This is a genomic window from Rhizobium sp. NFR03, from assembly GCF_900111275.1.
GTDB lineage: Bacteria > Pseudomonadota > Alphaproteobacteria > Rhizobiales > Rhizobiaceae > Ferranicluibacter.
Map to the genome: position 1 here is coordinate 52,289 of NZ_FOGR01000004.1, position 21,627 is coordinate 73,915.

Annotated in this window: 18 protein-coding genes; 7 read left to right on the forward strand and 11 right to left on the reverse strand. The window is 60.8% G+C overall.

Annotated features, from left to right (window positions below; genetic code table 11):
- Window positions 1–165: 165 nt before the first annotated feature.
- The 6 genes from BSG19_RS13485 (at window position 166) to BSG19_RS13510 (ending at window position 9,205) form a co-directional block, all read left to right on the forward strand.
- Window positions 166–1,632 (forward strand): alpha-glucosidase/alpha-galactosidase, encoded by a 1,467-nt coding sequence (locus BSG19_RS13485; protein ID WP_092988560.1) that lies wholly within the window; start codon window positions 166–168, stop codon window positions 1,630–1,632.
- A gap of 114 nt (window positions 1,633–1,746) precedes the next feature.
- Window positions 1,747–3,834: an ABC transporter substrate-binding protein gene (locus BSG19_RS13490; protein WP_092988561.1), complete on the forward strand. Its 2,088-nt coding sequence runs from the start codon at window positions 1,747–1,749 to the stop codon at window positions 3,832–3,834.
- Window positions 3,835–3,966: 132 nt separating this feature from the next.
- Window positions 3,967–4,980 carry an ABC transporter permease gene (locus BSG19_RS13495; RefSeq protein WP_092989058.1) on the forward strand — a complete coding sequence of 338 codons (1,014 nt, stop codon included), beginning with the start codon at window positions 3,967–3,969 and terminating at the stop codon, window positions 4,978–4,980.
- 26 nt (window positions 4,981–5,006) lie between these two features.
- Window positions 5,007–6,134: an ABC transporter permease gene (locus tag BSG19_RS13500; RefSeq protein WP_244529276.1), complete on the forward strand. Its 1,128-nt coding sequence runs from the start codon at window positions 5,007–5,009 to the stop codon at window positions 6,132–6,134.
- Window positions 6,135–6,147: 13 nt separating this feature from the next.
- Window positions 6,148–7,818 carry an ABC transporter ATP-binding protein gene (locus BSG19_RS13505; protein ID WP_092988563.1) on the forward strand — a complete coding sequence of 557 codons (1,671 nt, stop codon included), beginning with the start codon at window positions 6,148–6,150 and terminating at the stop codon, window positions 7,816–7,818.
- A 16-nt stretch (window positions 7,819–7,834) separates the two neighbouring features.
- Entirely contained in the window at window positions 7,835–9,205 is a 1,371-nt protein-coding gene (locus BSG19_RS13510) for an alpha-glucosidase/alpha-galactosidase (RefSeq protein ID WP_092988564.1), read from the forward strand.
- 177 nt (window positions 9,206–9,382) lie between these two features.
- Here BSG19_RS13510 and glpK read toward each other — a convergent pair whose 3' ends face one another.
- The 11 genes from glpK to BSG19_RS13565 all read right to left on the reverse strand — a co-directional run bounded on the left by glpK (window position 9,383) and on the right by BSG19_RS13565 (window position 20,886).
- Window positions 9,383–10,885 carry a glycerol kinase GlpK gene (glpK, locus tag BSG19_RS13515; RefSeq protein ID WP_092988565.1) on the reverse strand — a complete coding sequence of 501 codons (1,503 nt, stop codon included), beginning with the start codon at window positions 10,883–10,885 and terminating at the stop codon, window positions 9,383–9,385.
- Between the two features lie 156 nt (window positions 10,886–11,041).
- Window positions 11,042–12,763, reverse strand: a complete 1,722-nt coding sequence (locus BSG19_RS13520; RefSeq protein ID WP_092988566.1) for an ABC transporter substrate-binding protein — start codon at window positions 12,761–12,763, stop codon at window positions 11,042–11,044.
- Between the two features lie 85 nt (window positions 12,764–12,848).
- Window positions 12,849–13,130 (reverse strand): DUF2160 domain-containing protein, encoded by a 282-nt coding sequence (locus BSG19_RS13525; protein ID WP_092988567.1) that lies wholly within the window; start codon window positions 13,128–13,130, stop codon window positions 12,849–12,851.
- Between the two features lie 10 nt (window positions 13,131–13,140).
- Window positions 13,141–14,019 (reverse strand): carbohydrate ABC transporter permease, encoded by an 879-nt coding sequence (locus BSG19_RS13530; RefSeq protein WP_244529249.1) that lies wholly within the window; start codon window positions 14,017–14,019, stop codon window positions 13,141–13,143.
- A 21-nt stretch (window positions 14,020–14,040) separates the two neighbouring features.
- Window positions 14,041–14,907 (reverse strand): carbohydrate ABC transporter permease, encoded by an 867-nt coding sequence (locus BSG19_RS13535; RefSeq protein WP_062596988.1) that lies wholly within the window; start codon window positions 14,905–14,907, stop codon window positions 14,041–14,043.
- Window positions 14,908–14,910: 3 nt separating this feature from the next.
- Window positions 14,911–15,999, reverse strand: coding sequence for an ABC transporter ATP-binding protein (locus BSG19_RS13540; RefSeq protein ID WP_092988568.1), 1,089 nt, complete (start codon window positions 15,997–15,999; stop codon window positions 14,911–14,913).
- Between the two features lie 10 nt (window positions 16,000–16,009).
- A complete protein-coding gene (locus BSG19_RS13545; protein WP_092988569.1) occupies window positions 16,010–17,092 on the reverse strand; it encodes an ABC transporter ATP-binding protein in 1,083 nt (360 codons plus the stop codon).
- Window positions 17,093–17,134: 42 nt separating this feature from the next.
- Window positions 17,135–18,655 carry a glycerol-3-phosphate dehydrogenase gene (locus BSG19_RS13550; protein WP_092988570.1) on the reverse strand — a complete coding sequence of 507 codons (1,521 nt, stop codon included), beginning with the start codon at window positions 18,653–18,655 and terminating at the stop codon, window positions 17,135–17,137.
- Window positions 18,656–18,778: 123 nt separating this feature from the next.
- Window positions 18,779–19,540 carry a DeoR/GlpR family DNA-binding transcription regulator gene (locus tag BSG19_RS13555; RefSeq protein ID WP_092988571.1) on the reverse strand — a complete coding sequence of 254 codons (762 nt, stop codon included), beginning with the start codon at window positions 19,538–19,540 and terminating at the stop codon, window positions 18,779–18,781.
- A gap of 59 nt (window positions 19,541–19,599) precedes the next feature.
- A complete protein-coding gene (gene rbsK, locus BSG19_RS13560) occupies window positions 19,600–20,526 on the reverse strand; it encodes a ribokinase (RefSeq protein WP_092988572.1) in 927 nt (308 codons plus the stop codon).
- Between the two features lie 126 nt (window positions 20,527–20,652).
- Window positions 20,653–20,886: a BrnA antitoxin family protein gene (locus BSG19_RS13565; protein ID WP_092988573.1), complete on the reverse strand. Its 234-nt coding sequence runs from the start codon at window positions 20,884–20,886 to the stop codon at window positions 20,653–20,655.
- 417 nt (window positions 20,887–21,303) lie between these two features.
- On the opposite strand from BSG19_RS13565, the gene BSG19_RS13570 reads away from it, so the two are divergent.
- Window positions 21,304–21,513 carry a cold-shock protein gene (locus tag BSG19_RS13570; protein WP_062478651.1) on the forward strand — a complete coding sequence of 70 codons (210 nt, stop codon included), beginning with the start codon at window positions 21,304–21,306 and terminating at the stop codon, window positions 21,511–21,513.
- Window positions 21,514–21,627: the final 114 nt, after the last annotated feature.

Below are 21,627 nucleotides of genomic sequence, written 5' to 3' on the forward strand. Positions count from 1 at the left end.
ACCTCGGCATTATACGCATAATGCCGTCCAAGGGAGCAATAGCTGGAGAAGTACAGAGCACTGGATGCCGAGCGAATGCGGAGCCGCAATGGCCTCACGCATCGCTTGCACCGCGCGATTTTACCCGGCTGAACGACAAGAGCCATTCGGAGGACATTCACCGCCATGAGCAGTTTCAAGATCGCCATCATCGGCGCAGGCAGCGTGGGCTTCACCAAGAAGCTTTTCACGGACATTCTGTCCGTACCGGAATTTGCCGAGGTGGAGGTCGCGCTGACGGATCTCAGCGAGCAGAACCTCACGATGATCAAGACGATCCTCGACCGCATCGTGGAAGCCAACCGGCTTCCCACAAAGGTGACGGCGACGACGGATCGCCGAAAAGCCATCGAAGGCGCACGCTATGTCATCAGCTGCGTTCGCGTCGGAGGGCTCGGCGCTTACGCAGACGATATCCGTATTCCCCTGAAGTACGGCGTCGATCAGTGCGTCGGCGATACCATCTGCGCAGGCGGCATCCTCTATGGACAGCGCAACATTCCTGTCATCCTCGATTTCTGCAAGGACATCCGCGAGCTGGCCGAACCCGGCGCGAAGTTTCTGAACTATGCCAACCCCATGGCCATGAACACCTGGGCGGCGATCGAGTATGGCAAGGTCGATACGATCGGCCTTTGCCACGGCGTCCAGCATGGCGGCGAGCAGATCGCCGAGATCCTCGGTGCAAAAGACGGCGAACTCGACTTCATCTGCTCAGGCATCAACCACCAGACCTGGTTTACGGATGTCCGTCTCAGAGGCCGCAAGATCGGCAAAGACGAACTGATTGCTGCCTTCGAGGCGCATCCGGTGTTCTCGCAGCAGGAAAAACTGCGCATTGATGTCCTCAAGCGCTTCGGCGTCTACTCCACCGAGAGCAATGGCCACCTTTCGGAGTACCTGCCCTGGTATCGCAAGCGGCCGGAGGAAATCACCCGCTGGATCGATATGTCGGACTGGATCCATGGGGAGACCGGTGGCTATCTTCGCTATTCCACTGAAACGCGCAATTGGTTCGAAACCGAGTTTCCGCAGTTCCTGGAAAGCGCCGGCAAGCCGCTCGACCCGGCAAAGCGGTCCAACGAACATGCAAGCCATATTCTCGAAGCCCTGGAAACCGGAAGAGTCTATCGCGGCCACTTCAATGTGAAGAACAATGGCGTCATCACAAACCTTCCGGCCGACGCCATCATCGAATCGCCCGGCTTCGTCGATCGCTTCGGCATCAACATGGTCGCCGGCATCACCCTGCCCGAAGCCTGCGCAGCGACCTGCATCGCTTCCATCAATGTTCAGCGCATGTCCGTCCATGCCGCGATCTCCGGCGACATCGATCTCCTGAAGCTCGCCGTATTGCACGACCCGCTGGTCGGCGCGATCTGCACGCCGGACGAGGTCTGGCAGATGGTAGACGAGATGGTCGTCGCCCAGGCCGAATGGCTGCCGCAATATGCCCATGCCGTTTCGGCAGCCCGCGAGCGCCTGAAGCATGCCACGGTGAAGACCCGCGACTGGAAGGGCGTGGCCCGCCGCGAAGTACGCTCCATCGAGGAGTTGAGGGCCGAGAAAGCAGAACTACGGGCTGCGAGCTGAGAGCGGCTTGAACCATGAGACGGCCCGCTTCTGGAGGAGAGGCGGACCGGTCTTTGACGGAGGAGTGCCGTATCCGGAGAAGCCGACCGGCAAAAGTGAGGGAGAGACAGACCTATGACACCGAACCGCCATCTGAGGGCCGTTGCCGCGTTGATGCTCGGCGTATCCGCCTTCGCAATGACCGCATCCGCATCCGAGCCGACCGTAACGCCCGAAGCGCCGCCTTTTCCCGGTCAGGGAAAGATCACCTATGTCCCGCGCGACTCGATCCTCACCTTCAAGGCGCTGCCGAAATACAGCGAGCCGGACTGGGTGACGGAAAAATTCGTGGCGACCGGCAAGCTGCCACCGGTGGAACAGCGCTTGCCGAAGGAGCCACTGGTCTACAAAACGGGCAACATGCCGGATGGCATGGGCGTCTATGGAGATACGCTGCGCCACGTCATCGGCGGCCGGCCGGAAGGCTGGAACTATTCGGCCGGGCAGACGCAGGGCTGGGGCGGCATCGACATTGCCATGTCGGAGTGCCTGACGCGGACCGCTCCGCTTTTCCAGGTCGAAGCGACCGATGTGGAGCCTCTGCCGAACCTCGCGCGCAGCTGGGAGTGGTCGCCGGATGGCCACAAGCTGACCATGCATCTGGTCGAAGGCGCCAAATGGTCCGATGGCGTCGAGTTTACCTCCGACGATGTCATGTTCTACTGGAACGACAATGTGATCGATCCCAATGTGACGCCGCTAAACGGAGCTTCGCCCGAGACCTTCGGCGAGGGTACGACATTGAAGGCGATCGACGCCTACACGGTCGAATGGACCTTCAAGGAGGCATTCCCGCGCCAACACCTCTTCGCCATGGCCTATGGCACGTTCTGCCCCGGTCCGGCGCATATCCTCAAGACCAAACATCCGAAGTACAACAAGGACTTCACCTACGACCAGTACAAGAACGGCTTTCCCGCCCAGTACATGAACATCCCGGTCATGGGTGCATGGGTTCCCGTTTCCTACCGGCCGGACGACATGATCGTGCTGCGCCGCAATCCCTATTACTGGAAAGTCGATGAAGCCGGGCATCAGCTGCCTTACATCAACGAACTCCACTACAAGTTATCGACGTGGGCCGACCGCGACGTGCAGGCGATTGCGGGCTCCGGCGACTTCTCCAACCTCGAACAGCCGGAAAATTTTGTCGAGAGCCTGAAGCGCGCGGCGCAGGAAACGGCCCCTGCCCGTCTTGCTTTCGGTGCGCGCCTCATCGGCTATAATCTGCATATGAACTTTTCGGCCAATGGCTGGGGCGACCCGGATGAGCGGGCCACGGCCGTGCGGGAGCTGAACCGTAATCTCGAGTTCCGTAAGGCGATCACCATGGCTGTCGATCGCAAGAAGATCGGTGACAGCCTCGTGAAGGGCCCGTTTACCTCGATATACCCCGGGGGCATCTCCTCGGGCACAAGCTTCTATGATCGGCAATCGACCGTCTATTATCACTTCGACCGGGAGGGAGCCAAGGCTCTTCTGGAGAAGATCGGCCTGAAGGACACGGATGGCAACGGCTTCGTCAACTTCCCCGCGGGAACGGCGGGCGGCGAGGATGTACAGATCGTGCTTCTATCGACCTCCGACTACGGCACGGACCGTAACCTTGCCGAAGGCGTGATCGGGCAGATGGAGCAGCTTGGCATCAAGGTCACATTGAACTCTCTCGACGGTGTGAAGCGCGACGCGGCCCGCGATGCCGGGCGGTTCGACTGGATGCTGCTGCGAAACGGCTCGGAGATCTCCTCCGTCGTGCAGAACACGCCGCAGCTTGCGCCCACAGGCCCCCGCACCAGCTGGCACCACCGCGCCGGGCCTGACGGCACGATGGACCTGATGCCGTTCGAAAAGGAGATGGTGGCGACGGTCAACAGCTTCATCGGCTCGAACGACAATAGCGAGCGGCAGGATTTGATGAAGAAATACCAGCAGATCGCGAGCGGGAATATCGATACGGTGGGCCTGACGGAGTATCCGGGCGCGCTCATCATCAACAAACGCTTCTCCAACATTCCACCGGGCGCCCCGATCTACATGTTCAACTGGGCGGAGGATACGATCCTGCGCGAACGCGTCTTCGTCAGCGCCGACAAGCAAGGCGATTATGAGCTGTTCAAGCAGCAGCTTCCCGGCAAGCCTGGAGAGCCCGGTCCGATCAACTGATCGCGGCATGGCTGGGAAAGCGGGCCAGCCCTTCGATATCACCACAGCCGGACGTTCCGGCGGCAGATAAAAATGACCGCCCGGGCGCATGGCAGCGTCGCGTCCGGCGGCCGGTTCTCCAAAGGATACGGCATGCTCAGGTTTTTGCTTGTGCGGATCGCTTCCGCGCTGCCGGTGCTCTTTGTCCTGAGCGTCGTCACCTTCACCATCATCCAGGCGCCTCCCGGCGACTATAGCGACTATATCCGCTCGCAAGCCATCAATCAGGGCGGCGCCTCCTTCGAGGAAGCAGACGCGCAGGCGCAAGCCTATAAGATTGCGAACGGCCTCGATAAACCGCTGCCGCTTCAATACGTCAACTGGGTCACGGGCATCGTCACCCGCGGCGATTTCGGCCACAGCCTGTTCTACAACAAGCCCGTTTCGGAGGTGGTCGGAGAGCGCCTGCCGCGCACGCTTGCGCTGGCGCTCGTTTGCCACATCCTCGCCTCCGTCATCGGGATTACGTTCGGCATCCTCGCGGCCACGCGACAGTATACCTGGGTGGATACGCTGCTTTCCGGCGTCTCTTTCCTCGGCATGACGGTGCCGCGCTTCCTGATGGCGCTGATCATCGTCTACATCATGGTCTTCCACTTCAATGTCAGCGACATCGGCTCATTCCAGTCGGCCCGCTACGGCGGAGCGCCCTGGTCCTGGGACAAGTTCGTCGACCTGCTCAAGCATGTCTGGCCCGTCATCGCCATCGCAACCTTCGGAGGCCTCGCCTACAATATGCGCGTCATGCGCGGCAATCTGCTCGATACGCTGAACGCGCAATATGTCGAGACCGCCCGCGCCAAAGGCTTGTCGGAGCGCAAAGTCATCATGCGCCATGCAGTGCCCAATGCGCTGCATCCACTCGTCATGTACCAGGGCGTCGTCCTTCCCTACATGCTGACCGGGGAAATCGAGACGGCGATCATCTTCGCCCTGCCAACCGTCGGTCCTGCCATCGTCGGCTCCATGGCCGTCGGCGATGTCTATGTCACCGCCACCTTCATGCTCGTGCTGTCCGCCACGCTGATCGTCGGCAATATCATCGCCGACCTCATGCTCGCAGCCCTCGATCCCCGCGTGCGCCAGATGGGAGGGGCAACGGCATGAGCTTCGAGACCCAAGTTACCCTGCCGATGGCGACGTCGGATGCGGAACAGCACCATGCTGATACTCAAGCCACGGAGCGCCATCGCAACGAGAGCTATATGTCGCTCGTCTGGCGGCGGCTGAAGAAATCCTGGACAGGCATGCTCGGGCTTTTCCTCGTCGGCCTGCTGCTCTTCTCGGCCGTCTTTGCTGATTTCCTCTCGCCGGTCGATCCCAAGGCGACGAATGTCGGCTTCTCTCCGCCGCAACTGCCGAGCTTCACGGATAAGGACGGCAACTTCGTTTTTCCCCCGCGCGTTTACCCGGTACGGGAAACGGACGAGCTCGATCCCGTCACCTTCCAACCGATCATCGGCCCCGATTACGACAATCCGCAGATCATCGGGCTCTTCGTCAAGGGCGCGCCCTACCGGCTGCTCGGCGTCATTCCGCTCGATCGTCACCTGATTGGCACGCAGGACGGCTCGCCTATTCACTTCCTCGGAACCGACAAGTTCGGGCGAGACATTCTCTCCCGCATGCTCTACGGCTCGCGCATCTCGCTCTCGATTGCCCTGACGGTGGTGTTCATCGTCACCGTCGTCGGCACCACGGTCGGCATGGTCTCCGGTTATTTCGGCGGACGTTTCGATGCCTGGATGCAGCGTTTCGTGGAACTCGTTCTCGCCTTTCCGCAACTGCCGCTCTACCTCGCGCTGACCTCGCTGATACCGGTCACCGCCCCCACGCATGTCTTCCTCATCTTCGTCGTCGGCGTCATGTCCGCGCTTGGCTGGGCGCAGATGTCGCGAGAGGTCCGCGGCAAAACGCTGGCGCTCGCCCGCATCGATTATGTCCGAGCCGCCATCGCCGTCGGCGCGAGCGACCGGCGCATCATCCTCCAGCACATCTTCCCGAACGTCATGAGCCACGTCATCGTCGCGGTGACGCTGGCAATCCCCAGCGTGGTGCTCCTGGAGTCCTTCCTTGGATTCCTCGGGTTCGCGGTCAAGCCACCGCTCATCTCCTGGGGGCTGATGCTTCAGGACACCTCGACCTATTCCGTTATCGGATCCTATCCCTGGATCCTGTCGCCCGTCGGCGTCGTGCTGATCACCGTCTTTGCATTCAACGCGCTTGGCGACGGGCTTCGCGATGCCATCGACCCCTATTGAGAGGAGCGAGACCATGATGATGCCGGATAACGCCGTCACCGCCCCCGAGGAGCGCTGCGATCTCGCACAGCACACGGACGTCCCGATCATCGACGCCCGAAACGTCGCCGTCGATTTCAAGGTGGAGCACGGCATGGTCAGCGCCGTGAAGGATGTCTCCTTCCAGCTCTACCGCGGCGAGACCATCGCCATCGTCGGGGAGAGCGGTTCCGGCAAGTCGGTGACGGCACGCACCGTCATGGGGCTGCTCTCAAAGCGAGCCGTAACGAGCCCCCGCTCCACCATTGCCTATAAGGGCGAGGACGTGCTCACATTCTCCGAGAACCGTCGGCGAAAGCTGCGGGGTGACCGGATCTCGATGATCTTCCAGGAGCCGATGAGTTCGCTCAACCCGGTCTACACGATCGGCGCGCAGATCGCCGAGGCCATCCTCGTTCACCGCCGCATGAGCCGGAAGGCGGCCATGGCCGAAGCGCTCGACCTCCTTCGCCACGTCCAGATCCCTGAGCCGGAAGCGCGGCTCAACCAGTATCCGCACCAGCTGTCCGGTGGGCAGCGCCAGCGCGTCATGATCGCCATGGCGCTCTCCAACAAGCCCGACGTGCTGATCGCCGACGAGCCGACGACAGCGCTCGACGTGACGGTGCAGGCGCAGATCCTCAACCTCATCCGCTCGTTGCAGCGGGAGATGAACATGGCGGTGATCCTGATCACCCATGACCTGACCGTCGTGCGGCAGTTTTCGGATTATGTCTATGTCATGAGCGCAGGCGAAGTCCGCGAGCACAACACCACCGAAGCGTTGTTCGCCAACCCGCGCCATCCCTACACGGCGAAGCTGCTGGCATCGGAGCCACGCGGCACGGTGAGGCCGATCGCGGATACGGCTCCGGTGATCCTTGAAGGTCGCAATGTCCGCGTGGCTTTTACGCTGAAATCCGGTGGCTTCTTCAAGCCCGTCTTCAGCGAGCTTCTTGCCGTCAACGATCTCAGCCTCACGCTGAAGCGTGGCGAGACACTCGGTATCGTCGGCGAAAGCGGCTCCGGCAAAACGACGTTCGGGCAGGCGCTCATCCGGCTGCTGAACCCTGAAAGCGGCGAGATCACATTCGACGGCGAGGCGATAGAGGCCTATGGCCGAACCGAGATGCGGCCTTTGCGCGCCCGTATGCAGATCGTCTTCCAAGATCCTTTCTCGTCGCTCAACCCGCGCATGTCGGTCGGACAGATCATCGAGGAAGGACTGATCGTCAACAAGCTAGGCGCGACGCGCGACGCGCGGCTGGGGCGGATTTACGACGCTTTGGCAAGCGCGGGCATGCCCGGTAATATCCTCGGCCGATTCCCGCACGAGTTCTCCGGTGGCCAGAGGCAGCGCATCGCGATCGCCCGTGCCATCGCGCTGGAGCCGGAATTCATCCTGCTCGATGAGCCGACCTCGGCGCTCGATCTATCGGTGCAGGCCCAGATCATCGATCTCCTGCGCAAACTGCAGGAAGAGCGAGGGCTCTCCTACCTCTTCATCTCCCACGACCTCAAGGTGGTGCGCGCCCTGTGCCACCGCGTTGCGGTGATGCAGCGGGGAAAGATCGTCGAGGAAGGCCCCGTCGCAGACGTCCTGTCCAATCCCAAGACCGAATACACCGAGCGGCTTGTCCGAGCCGCCTTCAACGTTGCAGCCTGAGCAGAAAGAGGCCCCCATGACCAGACAACCCAAGATCACCTTCATCGGAGCGGGATCGACGACGTTCATGAAGAACATCATCGGCGACATCCTTCAGCGCCCGGCGCTTTCGGGTGCCAGGATCGCGCTGATGGATATCAATGCGGAACGTCTTCAGGAAAGCGAAGTCATCGTTCGCAAGCTGATCTCGTCCCTCGGCGCCAAAGCGACCATCGAGATGCATTCCAGCCAGAAGCGAGCGCTCGATGGCGCCAACTTCGTCGTTGTCGCCTTCCAGATCGGCGGTTTCGAGCCCTGCACGGTCACCGACTTCGAGGTGCCGAAAAAGTATGGCCTGCGCCAGACGATTGCGGACACGCTCGGCGTCGGTGGCATCATGCGGGGTTTACGCACCGTGCCGCATCTCTGGTCGATCTGCGAGGACATGATGCAGGTGTGCCCGGAGGCGATCCTGCTGCAATATGTGAACCCTATGGCCATCAACACTTGGGCGATTGCGGAGAAGTACCCCAAGATCAAGCAGGTTGGCCTCTGCCACTCCGTGCAGGGCACCGCAATGGAGCTCGCCGAGGATCTCGATATCCCCTACGAGGAGATCCGCTACACGTCGGCCGGCATCAACCATATGGCCTTCTATCTCAAGTTCGAGCACCGTCAGCCGGACGGGTCGTACAAGGATCTCTATCCTGATCTACTGCGCGGCTACCGCGAGGGCCGCGCGCCGAAGCCGACCTGGAACCCGCGCTGCCCGAACAAGGTGCGCTATGAAATGCTGACGCGGCTCGGCTACTTCGTAACCGAAAGCTCGGAGCATTTCGCGGAATATACGCCCTACTTCATCAAGGAAGGCCGCGAAGACCTCATCGAAAAGTTCGGTATTCCGCTGGATGAATACCCGAAGCGCTGCGTCGAGCAGATCGAACGCTGGAAGGGGCAGGCAGCAGCCTATATGTCCGCCGACAAGATCGAGGTAAAGAAATCGAAGGAGTATGCCTCCTCGATCGTGAACTCGGTCTGGACGGGCGAGCCTTCGGTCATCTACGGCAACCAGCGCAACAATGGCTGCATCACCTCGCTGCCGGACAATTGCGCGGCCGAAGTGCCGTGCCTTGTCGATGAAAACGGTATCCAGCCCACCTTCGTCGGTGCACTGCCACCGCAGCTGACCGCCCTCATGCGCACGAATATCAACGTTCAGGAACTCACGGTTCAAGCTTTGATGACCGAGAACCGCGAACATCTCTACCACGCTGCCATGATGGACCCGCATACCGCAGCCGAGCTCGACCTCGACCAGATCTGGTCGCTCGTGGACGATCTGCTGATCGCGCACAACGAGTGGATTCCGCAATGGGCCCGCATCGAAAAGAAGGTTCGCGCCGCCTGATGAAACAAAGATGGCGCGCGACCTCCCTCCCTGGGTCGAGACGACATTCGTCGCCGCGCTGACGGACCGGATGGCACCATGGCTATCCGGTCCGTCTACTTCATGCCTCGTTTGGCGATGAGGACGTCTGATCAAGTAAGAGCGTTCGACCCTGTCAGCTGACAGGGAAAACGCACCTCACGCAGCAGGCCGTTTCGTCAGGCAGCGGGCAACGCAATCTTTCCAACCATCGATGCCGGTCTGGCGCGCACCATCGCCATCTACCGGCTCGAACCGGCGGTCACATTGCCAGGCTTCGGCAAATCCGGCCTGATCCGGCCAGAGACCGGCGCGCGAACCGGCGAGCCATGCCGCACCAAGAACCGTTGTTTCCAGCAGCACCGGACGATCGACAGGTGCTGCGAGGATGTCGGAGAGGCGCTGCATCGTCCAGTCGGAAGCGACCATGCCGCCATCGACACGCAAGACCGTCCGCTCGCGCTTGTCACCCCAGTCCTTCTTCATTGCGTCCAGAAGGTCGAGGGTCTGGTAGGCTACGCTCTCCAGCGCTGCGCGTGCGAATTCGGCGGGGCCGGTGGCCCGCGTCAGGCCGAACACGGCGCCGCGTGCGTCGGGGTCCCAATGAGGCGCACCAAGGCCCGTGAAAGCCGGCACGAGATAGACGTGCTGGTTCGGATCCGCCGTCTTTGCCAGTTCCTCTGCTTCGGACGACTTGGAAATGAAGCCCATCTCGTCGCGCAACCACTGCACCGCGGCGCCGGCGATGAAGATCGAGCCTTCCAGGGCATAGGTCGTCTTGCCATCGAGACGGTAGGCGATTGTCGTCAAAAGACGGTTGGAGGAAACGACGCGATCCTCGCCCGTGTTAAGAAGCGCAAAGCAACCTGTTCCATAGGTCGATTTCAGCATGCCGGGCTCGAAGCAGGCATTGCCGATGACGGCGGCCTGCTGGTCGCCGGCCACGCCGAGAATGGGGATTTCCGCGCCGAAGATGGCTGCATCGGTCACGCCGAAATCGGCCGCGCAATCCTTGACCTCTGGCAGCATGGCGCGAGGAACGGACAGGATATCGAGAAGCTCGTCGTCGAAGCGGTTCTCGGTGATATCATAGAGCAGCGTGCGGGAGGCGTTGGTGGCGTCGGTCACATGCACCCGACCGCCAGTCAGCTTGTAGATGAGCCAGCTGTCGATGGTTCCGAAGCAGACCTCGCCCTTCTCGGCCCGCGCACGCAGGCCATCGACCGTATCGAGCAGCCAGGCGAGCTTGGTGCCGGAGAAATACGGATCGATCAGAAGACCGGTCTTCTCGGTGAAGAGCGGCTCGAGCCCGCGGGCTTTCAACTCGTCGCAGAAGCGCGCCGTACGCCGATCTTGCCATACGATGGCGCGGTGAACGGGCTCGCCGGTCTCCCGGTCCCAGACAACGATCGTCTCGCGCTGGTTGGTGATTCCAATGGCCGCGATATCGGCGGCCGTGATACCTGCCGCCTCGATCGCTTTGCGGCAGGTCGAGAGCACACTCTCCCAGATCTCGTCGGCATCGTGCTCGACCCAGCCGGAATCGGGAAAGAACTGCTGGAATTCCTGGCCAGACACGCCGGCAATGGCCATTTTCGCGTCGAAGATCATCGATCGTGTGGATGTCGTTCCCTGATCGATTGCCAGAATGTAGCCGCTCATTCGTCCTCGTCTCCCCATCGACCGATCCGGCGCCAGTCTGCGCGCGCTGGCTCGTCAGTCCGCCCACCATGCCCGCAATGTCCCGTCCGGGGCATCAGGGTCAAAAAGAGGCCGGGGCACGGTTGCGCGCCCCGGCCGCTGTCTAAACCGTCAGTCCTACTTCTGCCAGCTCTTGACGAGCTCGTCGTAGTTGACCGTAACCGGCTTCTCTTTCTCGTTCTCGATCTTCAGCTGCGGCGCGATGTTGCCTTTTCCGACCGCATCCTTGTTCCAGTATTCGATGTCGTGCTCTTCCGCGAGGACAGGCCCGATATCACCCTGGACGCCGGCGCGCTGAAGGCGCTGGAGAACCTTTTCCTGTTCGGCGCAGAGCGAGTCCATCGCTTCCTGCGGCGTCTTGTTGCCGGCTGCGGCATCGCCGACGGCCTGCCACCAGAGCTGTGCCAGCTTCGGATAATCCGGAACGTTGGTGCCGGTCGGCGACCACTGGACACGAGCCGGCGAGCGGTAGAACTCGACGAGACCGCCAAGTTCAGGCGCACGCTTCGTGAAACTCTTGTCCTGGATGGTCGATTCGCGGATGAGGGTCAGGCCGACATGGCTCTTCTTCACATCCACGGTCTTCGACGTCACAAACTGTGCGTAGAGCCACGCAGCCTTCGCGTTCTTTTCCGGCGTGGACTTCATCAGCGTCCAGGCGCCAACGTCCTGGTAACCGAGCTTCATGCCGTCCTTCCAGTAGACGCCATGCGGCGACGGGGCCATGCGCCACTTCGGCGTACCGTCCTCGTTCACGACCGGCAGGCCCTTCTTGACGGCATCGGCGGTGAAGGCCGTGTACCAGAAGATCTGCTGTGCGACGTTGCCCTGTGCCGGAACCGGGCCGGCTTCGCCGAAGGTCATGCCCTGTGCTTCCGGCGGAGCGTACGCCTTCAACCAGTCGAGGTATTTGACGATCGAGTAGACGGCAGCAGGGCCGTTGGTGTCACCACCGCGGGCAACGCAGGAGCCGACCGGCTGGGACTTCTCGTTGACCTTGATACCCCATTCATCGACGGGCAGACCGTTCGGCAGGCCCTTGTCGCCATTGCCGGCCATCGAAAGCCAGGCATCGGTGAAGCGCCAGCCGAGCGACGGGTCCTTCTTGCCGTAGTCCATGTGACCATAGACTTTCTTGCCGTCGATCTCGCGGCCGGTGAAGAATTCGGCGATATCCTCATAGGCAGACCAGTTGACCGGAACGCCGAGATCGTAGCCGTACTTCGCCTTGAAGTCCGCCTTGTTCTTCTCGTCGTTGAACCAGTCGTATCGGAACCAGTAAAGGTTGGCGAACTGCTGGGTCGGCAGCTGATAGAGCTTCTTGTCCGGCGCTGTGGTGAACGACGTGCCGATGAAGTCCTTGATGTCGAGCGTCGGGGACGTCACGTCCTTGCCTTCGCCGGCCATCCAGTCGGTCAGGTTGCGCACCTGCTGGTAGCGCCAGTGGGTGCCGATAAGGTCGCTGTCGTTGACATAGGCGTCGTAGATGTTCTCGCCGGACTGCATCTGAGTCTGCAGTTTCTCGACCACGTCGCCTTCGCCGATGAGGTCGTGCGTGACCTTGATACCGGTGATATCGGTGAAAGCCTTGGCCAGAACCTTGGACTCGTATTCATGCGTGGTCAGCGTCTCGGAGACCACCTTGATCTCCATGCCGGCGAAGGGCTTCGCCGCATCGATGTACCACTGCATTTCCTTTTCCTGATCGGCACGCGAGAGCGTCGAGAGATCGCCGATCTCGGCATCAAGGAATGTCTTTGCCTCTTCCATGCCCGCATAGGCGGAGCCGGTCAGGGCCAGCAGCATGGCTGCCGTCGTCGTTAGAAGGTGCCGTCGCATGAGTAGTCCTCCTCTTAAGGTTCTGCGATTGCTGTTACGGATGCCATGGACCCTCCCCTGGCAAAACCCGTGTCGTTCAGATGCCTCAGACCAGCTTGAAAACGCCGACGGCGTAGACAACGGACAGGGCAAGAGCCCACCACACGTTGGGACCGACAAGTCCCAGCCATGCAAGGTGAATGAATGCGCTGCCAAGCAGCGACACGAAGAGGCGGTCCCCTCGTGTCGTCTCGAAGCGCAGGATTCCGACACGCGGATTGCCGCCGGGCGAAAGGAACTCCCAGATCCCCATGCCGACAAGCAGCACAAGGATCGTCACGAAGAAAAGAACGGTTGGCAGCGTCCACGCCATCCAGGAGAAGTTCATATCGATCTCCTTAAACGCGGCCAAGGGCAAAGCCCTTGGCAATGTAGTTGCGAACAAAATAGATGACGATGGCGCCGGGAATGATGGTGAGAACGCCGGCCGCGGCCAGCACGCCCCAGTCCATGCCCGATGCCGAAACGGTGCGCGTCATGATGGCGGCGATCGGCTTTGCATCCGTCGTCGTCAGCGTCCGGGCGATCAGGAGTTCGACCCAGGAGAACATGAAGCAGAAGAAGGCCGCGACGCCGATGCCCGATGCGATCAACGGGATATAGATCTTCACGAAGAAGCGCGGGAAGGAATAGCCGTCGATATAGGCGGTCTCGTCGATTTCCTTCGGCACGCCCGACATGAAGCCTTCGAGGATCCAGACGGCGAGCGGTACGTTGAACAGGCAGTGGGCGAGCGCCACGGCGATATGCGTATCGATGAGGCCGAAAGCCGAGTAGAGCTGGAAGAACGGTAGCGCAAAGACGGCTGGTGGCGCCATCCGGTTGGTCAGCAGCCAGAAGAACAGGTGCTTGTCGCCGAGGAAACGGTAGCGGGAGAAGGCATAGGCTGCGGGGAGCGCCGCCAGCACCGAGATCACCGTGTTCATCACGACATAGATGATCGAGTTGATGTATCCCTTGTACCAGGACGGGTCGGTGAAGATCACCGCATAGTTCCGCAGCGTCGGTTCATGCGGATAAAGCGAGAAGGTGCTGGTGATCTCCATGTTCGTCTTGAAGCTCATATTGACGAGCCAGTAGATCGGCAGGAGCAGGAAAACGATGTAGAGCGTCGGCACCAGCCAGGACAGGCGGATGCCGGTCGACGGCGCCGCGACGCGGCTTGCCGTCGTCGATGTCGGCGCGTTGACGGCGGGATTGGACATTGCGGTGGTCATGGTTTCTCCTCCCTCCCCGGATCAGTTCTGCGCGTCGCTCGTGGTCATCACGGTATAGAAGATCCACGAGAGCAGCAGGATGATGAGGAAGTAGATGAGCGAGAGGGCGGCGGCCGGGCCAAGGTCGAACTGCCCGATGGCGGTTTTCACGAGGTCGATTGACAGGAAGGTCGTGGAGTTGCCGGGTCCGCCGCCGGTGATGACGAAGGGCTCGGTATAGATCATGAAGCTGTCCATGAAGCGCAGCAGGAAGGCGATGAGCAGCACGCGCTTCATTTTGGGCAACTGAATGTAGCGGAACACGGACCAGCGCGACGCGCCGTCGATTTTCGCAGCCTGATAATAGGCATCGGGAATGGAAACCAGACCGGCGTAGCAGAGCAGCACGACGAGGCTCGTCCAGTGCCATACATCCATGACGATCAGCGTGACCCAGGCGTCGAAGACGTTGTTGACGTAGTTGTAGGGAATGCCGAGGGCGGCGAGCGTGTATCCCAGTAGACCGATATCCACGCGGCCAAAGACCTGCCAGATCGTGCCGACGACATTCCATGGAATAAGTAACGGCAGCGACATCAGGATGAGGCAGACCGGAACGCCAAAACCCTTCTTCGGCATATTCAGCGCGATCAGGATGCCGAGCGGGATCTCGATCGAGAGAATGATCACCGAGAAGAGCAGGTTACGCTGCAGCGCGTCCCAGAAGCGTGACGAATGCAGCACCTGAATGAACCAGTCGGTGCCTGCCCAGAAGAATTCATTGTTACCGAAGGTGTCCTGAACCGAGTAGTTGACGACCGTCATCAGCGGGATGACAGCGGAGAAGGCGACCAGCACGAGCACCGGCAGCACCATGAACCAGGCCTTGTTGTTCCAGGTCTTCTCCATGGCTCAAGCCCTCCCGTTGACGTGCGATGGATCGGAGACCCGCCAGCTGTCTGCATAGATATTGACCGCCGCGGGATCGAAAGTGACGCGCGGCTCAGACGGGATCTCGCTGTTCTCACCGACGACAATAGCCATGGGCCGGTCGGCAAACAGCGCTCGCACGATCTTGTGACGGCCGATATCCTCGACTTTGGAGATCGTCACCGGCATTCCCTCACGGCCGAGCCGCACGAATTCAGGGCGGATGCCAAGTTCAACTTTGGCGCCACTGGCGATCTCGGGCCTGAAGCCGAGCGAAACGGTTCCGCCGCCGAGATCGGCCGTCGTTCCGTCGATGCGGGCCGGGATGACGTTCATGCCCGGTGAGCCGATGAAATATCCGACGAAGGTGTGACGAGGCCGTTCGAACAACTCCGCCGGAGTACCGATCTGCACGATCTCGCCGTCATACATCACCACCACCTTGTCGGCGAAGGTCAGCGCCTCCGTCTGGTCGTGCGTGACGTAAACCATTGTGAAGCCGAACTGTTTGTGCAGCCGCTTCAACTGTGAGCGCAGCACCCACTTCATATGCGGGTCGATAACGGTCAGCGGCTCGTCGAACAGGATCGCGCTGACATCGTTGCGCACCAGACCGCGGCCGAGCGAGATCTTCTGCTTCTGGTCGGCCGTGAGACCGCGCGCTGTCTTCTTCGCCCAGGAGGACAGGTCGATCATCTCGAGGATTTCCTTGACCCGACGATCGACCTCAGGCTCCGGAATGCGGCGATTCCGCAACGGGAAGGCCAGATTGTCATAGACGGTCATGGTGTCGTAGATCACGGGGAACTGGAACACCTGCGCGATGTTGCGGTCCTGCGTCGGTAGATTGGTCACGTCGCGCCCGTCGAACAGGATCCGGCCTTCCGATGGCGAAACGAGGCCCGATATGATGTTCAGCAACGTGGTCTTGCCGCAGCCGGAGGGGCCGAGAAGCGCGTAGGCGCCACCATCGTCCCAGTCGTGATGAACTTCCTTCAGCGAATAGTCGGCCGGCGATTTCGGGTTCGGGCCGTAGGCGTGGCGGATATGGTCGAGGCTGATGCGGGCCATGTCTGTCTCCTCACGCCGCTCTGTCGAGACGGCCGGCAATGGCGCGTCCGTCGGTGGAAAAGGCCATGAGATGGCGTGTGTCGAGGATGAGGTTCACGGCCGTGTCGGGCTCGATATTGCGGATACCCGGCTCCAGCATGATCCACCGAGCACCCGCGCTCTCCACATGCACGAAGCTCTCCGAACCGGCGATTTCGCTAATGATGATCCGTGCCGGAAGCAGAGCCGCCCCATCCGCAGGTCCGTCGAGCGAGAGATGATAGGGATGAAACGCGATCGTGCACGGTCCATCGGCGATATCGGCGAGATGCGCCGGAACGGGCAGAAGCGGTGCGCCGTCTTGCAGGAAGCTACCGCCGGACTTGACCACGACCAGCGTGTTGAGCGGCGGGTCGGCGAACGTCTTCGCCGTAACGATATCCGCAGGACGTCGATAGACGTCGATCGTCGGGCCGAACTGGCTGATACTGCCATGATGCATCGTGGCGGTATGTCCCCCGAGCAGCAAGGCTTCACCGGGCTCGGTCGTGGCATAGACGAAGATGGCGCCGGAGGCTGCGAAGATTTTCGGCAGCTCTTCGCGCAGTTCCTCGCGCAGCTTGTAATCGAGGTTGGCGAGCGGCTCGTCCAGCAGGACGAGGCTTGCATTCTTGACGATCGCGCGCGCCAGCGCCGTGCGCTGCTGTTGACCACCCGAGAGGTTGAGCGGCGTGCGGGCGAGATAGGGCGTCAGCTTCATCAGATCGGCTGCCTGCCTCACCTCCCGGTCGATGGTCGCAGCGTCCTTGCCGGCAATCCGCATTGGTGAGGCGATGTTCTCATAGACGGTCATGGCGGGATAGTTGATGAACTGCTGGTAGACCATCGCAACCGAGCGATCCTGCACGCGCACGCCGGTCACATCCTTGCCGTCGAAGCGGATCGTGCCCGATGTCGGCTTGTCGAGACCTGCCATCAGACGCATCAGCGAGGTCTTGCCAGACAAGGTCGGTCCGAGCAGCACATTCAGCGAGCCGCGCTGCAGAGTAAGGTTCGTCGGGTGGATATGCGTATCCGCTCCGACGACCTTGGCGATATCGATCAGTTCCAGCATGTCTTTCCTCCCAGCCCGTGGCGCTCTCTCCGTGGAGCAGCCTCAGGCGACGCAGCGCGCCATCAAATCCTGCATGTCATCCGCGAGCGCGCTCGCCTCGGCTCCCGAAAGATTCAGACCGAGCTTCGTGCGGCGCCAGAGGATGTCCTCCGCCGTGCGCGCCCACTCCTCCTCGATCAGATAGCGCACCTCGGCTTCGTAGAGATCCGCTCCATAGTGCCGTCCGAGAGCCTCGATCGCCTGCGCATCGCCGACGATCTTTCCGGCAAGCGTTCCATAAAGCCGCACCAGCCGCCGTGCATGGCGATCGCTGAGAAAGCCGCACCGCTTTTTCAAGGCGGCAACCTCGGCCTCATAGCCTGTTGGCGCGAAGTCGCCGCCCGGAAGCGTGCTCTTGGACGTCCAGGGCGCTCCCTTGTTACCGATTGCCTCGCCAATCTTTTCCAGAGCGTGTTCCGCAAGACGGCGATAGGTGGTGAGCTTGCCACCGAAAACATTCAGCAGTGGCGCCGCGCCATCATCCGCCTCGACTTTCAGGACATAGTCGCGGGTTGCTTCCTGCGCCTTCGATGCACCATCATCAAACAGCGGCCGGACGCCCGAATAGCTCCAGACGATATCCTCGCGGCGCACGGGTTCGGCGAAATATTCGCTGGCCGCCTTGCAGAGATAATCGGTCTCGGCATCCGTGATGCGGATATCCTTGGGATCGCCCGTAAAATCCTGATCCGTCGTCCCGATCAGCGTGAAATCCCGCTCATAGGGAATGGCGAAAATGATGCGTCCATCGGGGTTCTGGAAGAAGTAGGCCCTGGGGTCGTTGAATTTCTGGCGAATGACGATGTGGCTGCCCTGCACGAGGCGGACATTGTGGACCTGATTCTTGCCGACGGCATTCGAGAGCACGCGATCGACCCAAGGACCTGCCGCGTTGACCAGCATCCGTGCCGTCACGCGCTTCACCGGGCCGCCCTTGCCTTCCTGAATGTCGATCGTCCACAGCTTGCCCTCACGCCGGGCGGAAATCACACGGCTCCGTGACAGAATTTCCGCGCCACGATTGGCAGCATCACGGGCATTCAGCACCACGAGCCGCGCATCGTCGACCCAGCCGTCCGAATATTCGAAGGCCTTGGTAAAGAGCGGCTTCAACGGCTTGCCGGCAGGGTCGCGCCGCATGTCCAGCGTCTTCGTCGCCGGGAGAAGCTTGCGACCACCGATATGATCATACAGGAACAGACCGAGACGGATGAGCCAGGCGGGACGTATGCCGCCTTTGTGAAAGGGCAGAACGAAGCGCATCGGCCAGATGATGTGCGGCGCCATGGCCCAGAGCACTTCGCGCTCCATGAGCGATTCCCGGACCAGCCGAAATTCATAATGCTCGAGATACCGCAGACCGCCATGGATGAGCTTGGTGGCGCCTGACGATGTGCCCGAGGCGAAATCGTTCATCTCCGCAAGGCCGACCGAGTATCCACGACCGATAGCATCGCGCGCGATGCCGCAGCCGTTGATCCCGCCGCCTATGACGAAGATGTCAAAAGATTTCTGCGCTGCCATGTTCCCCACCTCTTTCGCCATGCAGCATAAATGCGCATCTGCGAAACAGAGATATCTAAAGCGAAATGTAAACGAATGTCAAATGAAAGTATGCGTGAAGAGATGCCTGCCTAGCGAAGGGCATCAGGCGGTTTCCATCAGCTCGACATTGTGCTCCCGGCAAAGCGCTCGGATGCTCTCGGATGGGCAGCGATCGGTGATGAACGAATCGACCTGGGAGATATGTCCGATACGAACCGGAGCCGTGCGATCGAACTTGGATGAATCGGAGACGAGGATGACGTGGCGCGCATTGGCTATAATCGCCTGAGCGACCTTGACCTCGCGAAAATCATAGTCGAGCAAGGCGCCGTCCTCATCGATGGCGGAGACGCCGATGATGGCGAAATCGACTTTGAACTGACGGATGAAATCGACAGCCGCTTCACCCACAATGCCGCCATCCGATCCACGCACGACACCGCCGGCAATGACCACCTCGATCTGGGGATAAACCCGCAAACGGTTGGCAACATTGATATTGTTGGTAATCACCATCAGCGATTTGTGGTCAACAAGCGCGTCGCCCACTGTCTCCGTGGTGGTGCCGATATTGATGAAGAGAGATGCGTTGTCCGGAATGAGAGCAGCGGCGGCGCGCCCGATCGCCTGCTTCTCCAGCGCCGCCATGGAGCGGCGCTCTTCATACTCCACGTTCTCGTTGCCACGCGGAAAGACGGCCCCGCCGTGAATGCGGGTCAGTGCGCGCGTGTCGCAAAGGTCGTTCAGGTCCTTGCGGATCGTCTGGGGCGAGACGGAGAACCGAAGTGCGAGATCCTCGACCAGAACACGGCCCTGCTCGCGCGCGATCGATATAATCTCGCTCTGACGCGATGATAGTAACACGACGACCTCCCTTTCGTTTTCTTCAATCTAGGCAGAAAACGAAAGCAGCACAATCCGCCTCATTTCGTTGTGGCGAGAACCGCCTCGATCTCCTCACGCGACGGCATGGCCGGCGCCGTTCCGCGCCGCGTAACGGAAATGCCCGCCGTAGCACAGCCGAATCGTACGGCCTCCAACGGGCTGCGACCTGCCGAAAGTGCTGCCGAAAACCCGCCGACGAAAGCATCCCCCGCCCCGGTCGTGTCGACCACCTGTCCGACGCTGAAGACCGGGAGGTGCACGGATTGATGCGGTGAATGAAAAAGGACGCCACGACCGCCGAGCGTGATGACGGCCGCCCCGGCGCCACGCTTCAGGAGCGCATCCCCCGCGCGCCTCGCATCGTCGATCGTCTCGATACCAAAACCGACAAGCGCCGACGCCTCGGTTTCGTTGGGTATGATGTAGTCGGTCAAAGCATAGAGCTCGTCGGGAAATCTTTCGGCGGGCGCAGGATTGAAAACCGTGACGACGCCAGCACTCCGGGCGATATCGAGCGCGTGCTGCGCGGCGGCCACCGGCTGTTCCAACTGAGTGACGAAGATCGCAGACCGTTCGATGGTCGCCCGGGCAGCCTCTACATCCTCGACACCGATCGTACCGGCCGCGCCGGGATAGACGATGATGGCGTTATCGCCGTTGATCTCGTTGACGTAGATGAAGGCCGCTCCCGTCGGCTCCGTATCCATCACGGTCAGAACCGGCGTGACGCCAGCATCTGCATAAGTTTTCTGCGCGAGTTCGCCGAATGTGTCGCGACCGATTTTCGATATGAAGGAGACCGCAGCACCGGCACGTGCTGCCGCAACCGCCTGGTTCGAACCCTTACCGCCCGGCCCGACCGCAAACCCGCTGCCACGGATCGTCTCGCCGACCATCGGCATCCGCGCGGCGAGATAGGCCGTGTCGGCTACGAAAATACCGAGAATGGATACGCCGCTCTTCATCTGCCTTCTCCTCCCCTCTCATGTCCTGCCGTGCAGTTCTAGTGCGAGCGCGCAGTGAACGGCTTCTCCTCCCGCTCCCCTGCATTGGGTCCCGCAACCACAGAAGCCCGTCACAAGGGCTGCATCCTACCCCTTGTCGTTCATCGCGGCGCGCAGTGTCGCGTTCATCCGCTCCTGCCAGCCGGGGCCAGCGGACTGGAAATGCGCAAGGACATCGCTGTCGATCTTCAAGGTGACCATCTCGCGGGTCTTCGGAACAGCCTGGCGCTCCACAGCCGGCGCAATCGGCTTCTTGACGGGTTTGAACAGCGCTTCCGCTGCATCCTTGGCACTCATGGGCCGGCGGGGGGTGATCGCCATCGATCGTATCCTCATGTCGAATGGAAAACCTGACTCTATCAGCAATTTCGATCGGACGTGACGGAATCCGCACGGCTTTCCATGCGTCCACAAGCGATTTTCATGACAAGATCATCTGAATGCCTAAAACGCACACAGATCGCTCTTTGCACGGCGTCAACGCTGACATCGCGGAGGTTTACTGCAGTATTTCAGCGCTCCACTGCCGATTATCCGGCATGTTGTGGCAGCTAGCCGATCAGAAGCGTTTGACAAACGGCCTCTCCTGCCATAAAACATGCTCATCGATACTTTGTTTGCCGATCGTTTTTTTTGCTGCGCCTCGCGCCACGTGATAAAATCCCCTCTCAAAAGTCGACAAAAATCCCGTCATGCGTCGTATGATGGGCAACGAATATTGCACTGAAAGGGTTTATCATGACCACAGGCACCGTAAAATGGTTCAATGCCACCAAGGGCTTCGGCTTCATTCAGCCTGACGATGGCTCGGCTGACGTTTTCGTTCACATTTCGGCCGTCGAACGCGCTGGCATGCGCGAAATCGTCGAAGGCCAGAAGCTCGGCTTCGAGCTTGAGAAGGACCGCAAGTCGGGCAAGATGTCCGCTGGTTCGCTCCAGGCGGCTTAAGTCTTTCGCTCCCCTTGACCGCGGATGTACCGGCTCGGGAAGCATTAGATGGTGAAAGGTCAGGCGGATGCCTGGCCTTTTTGCGTCGGCTGACAATCACGATCGGCAGCGTTG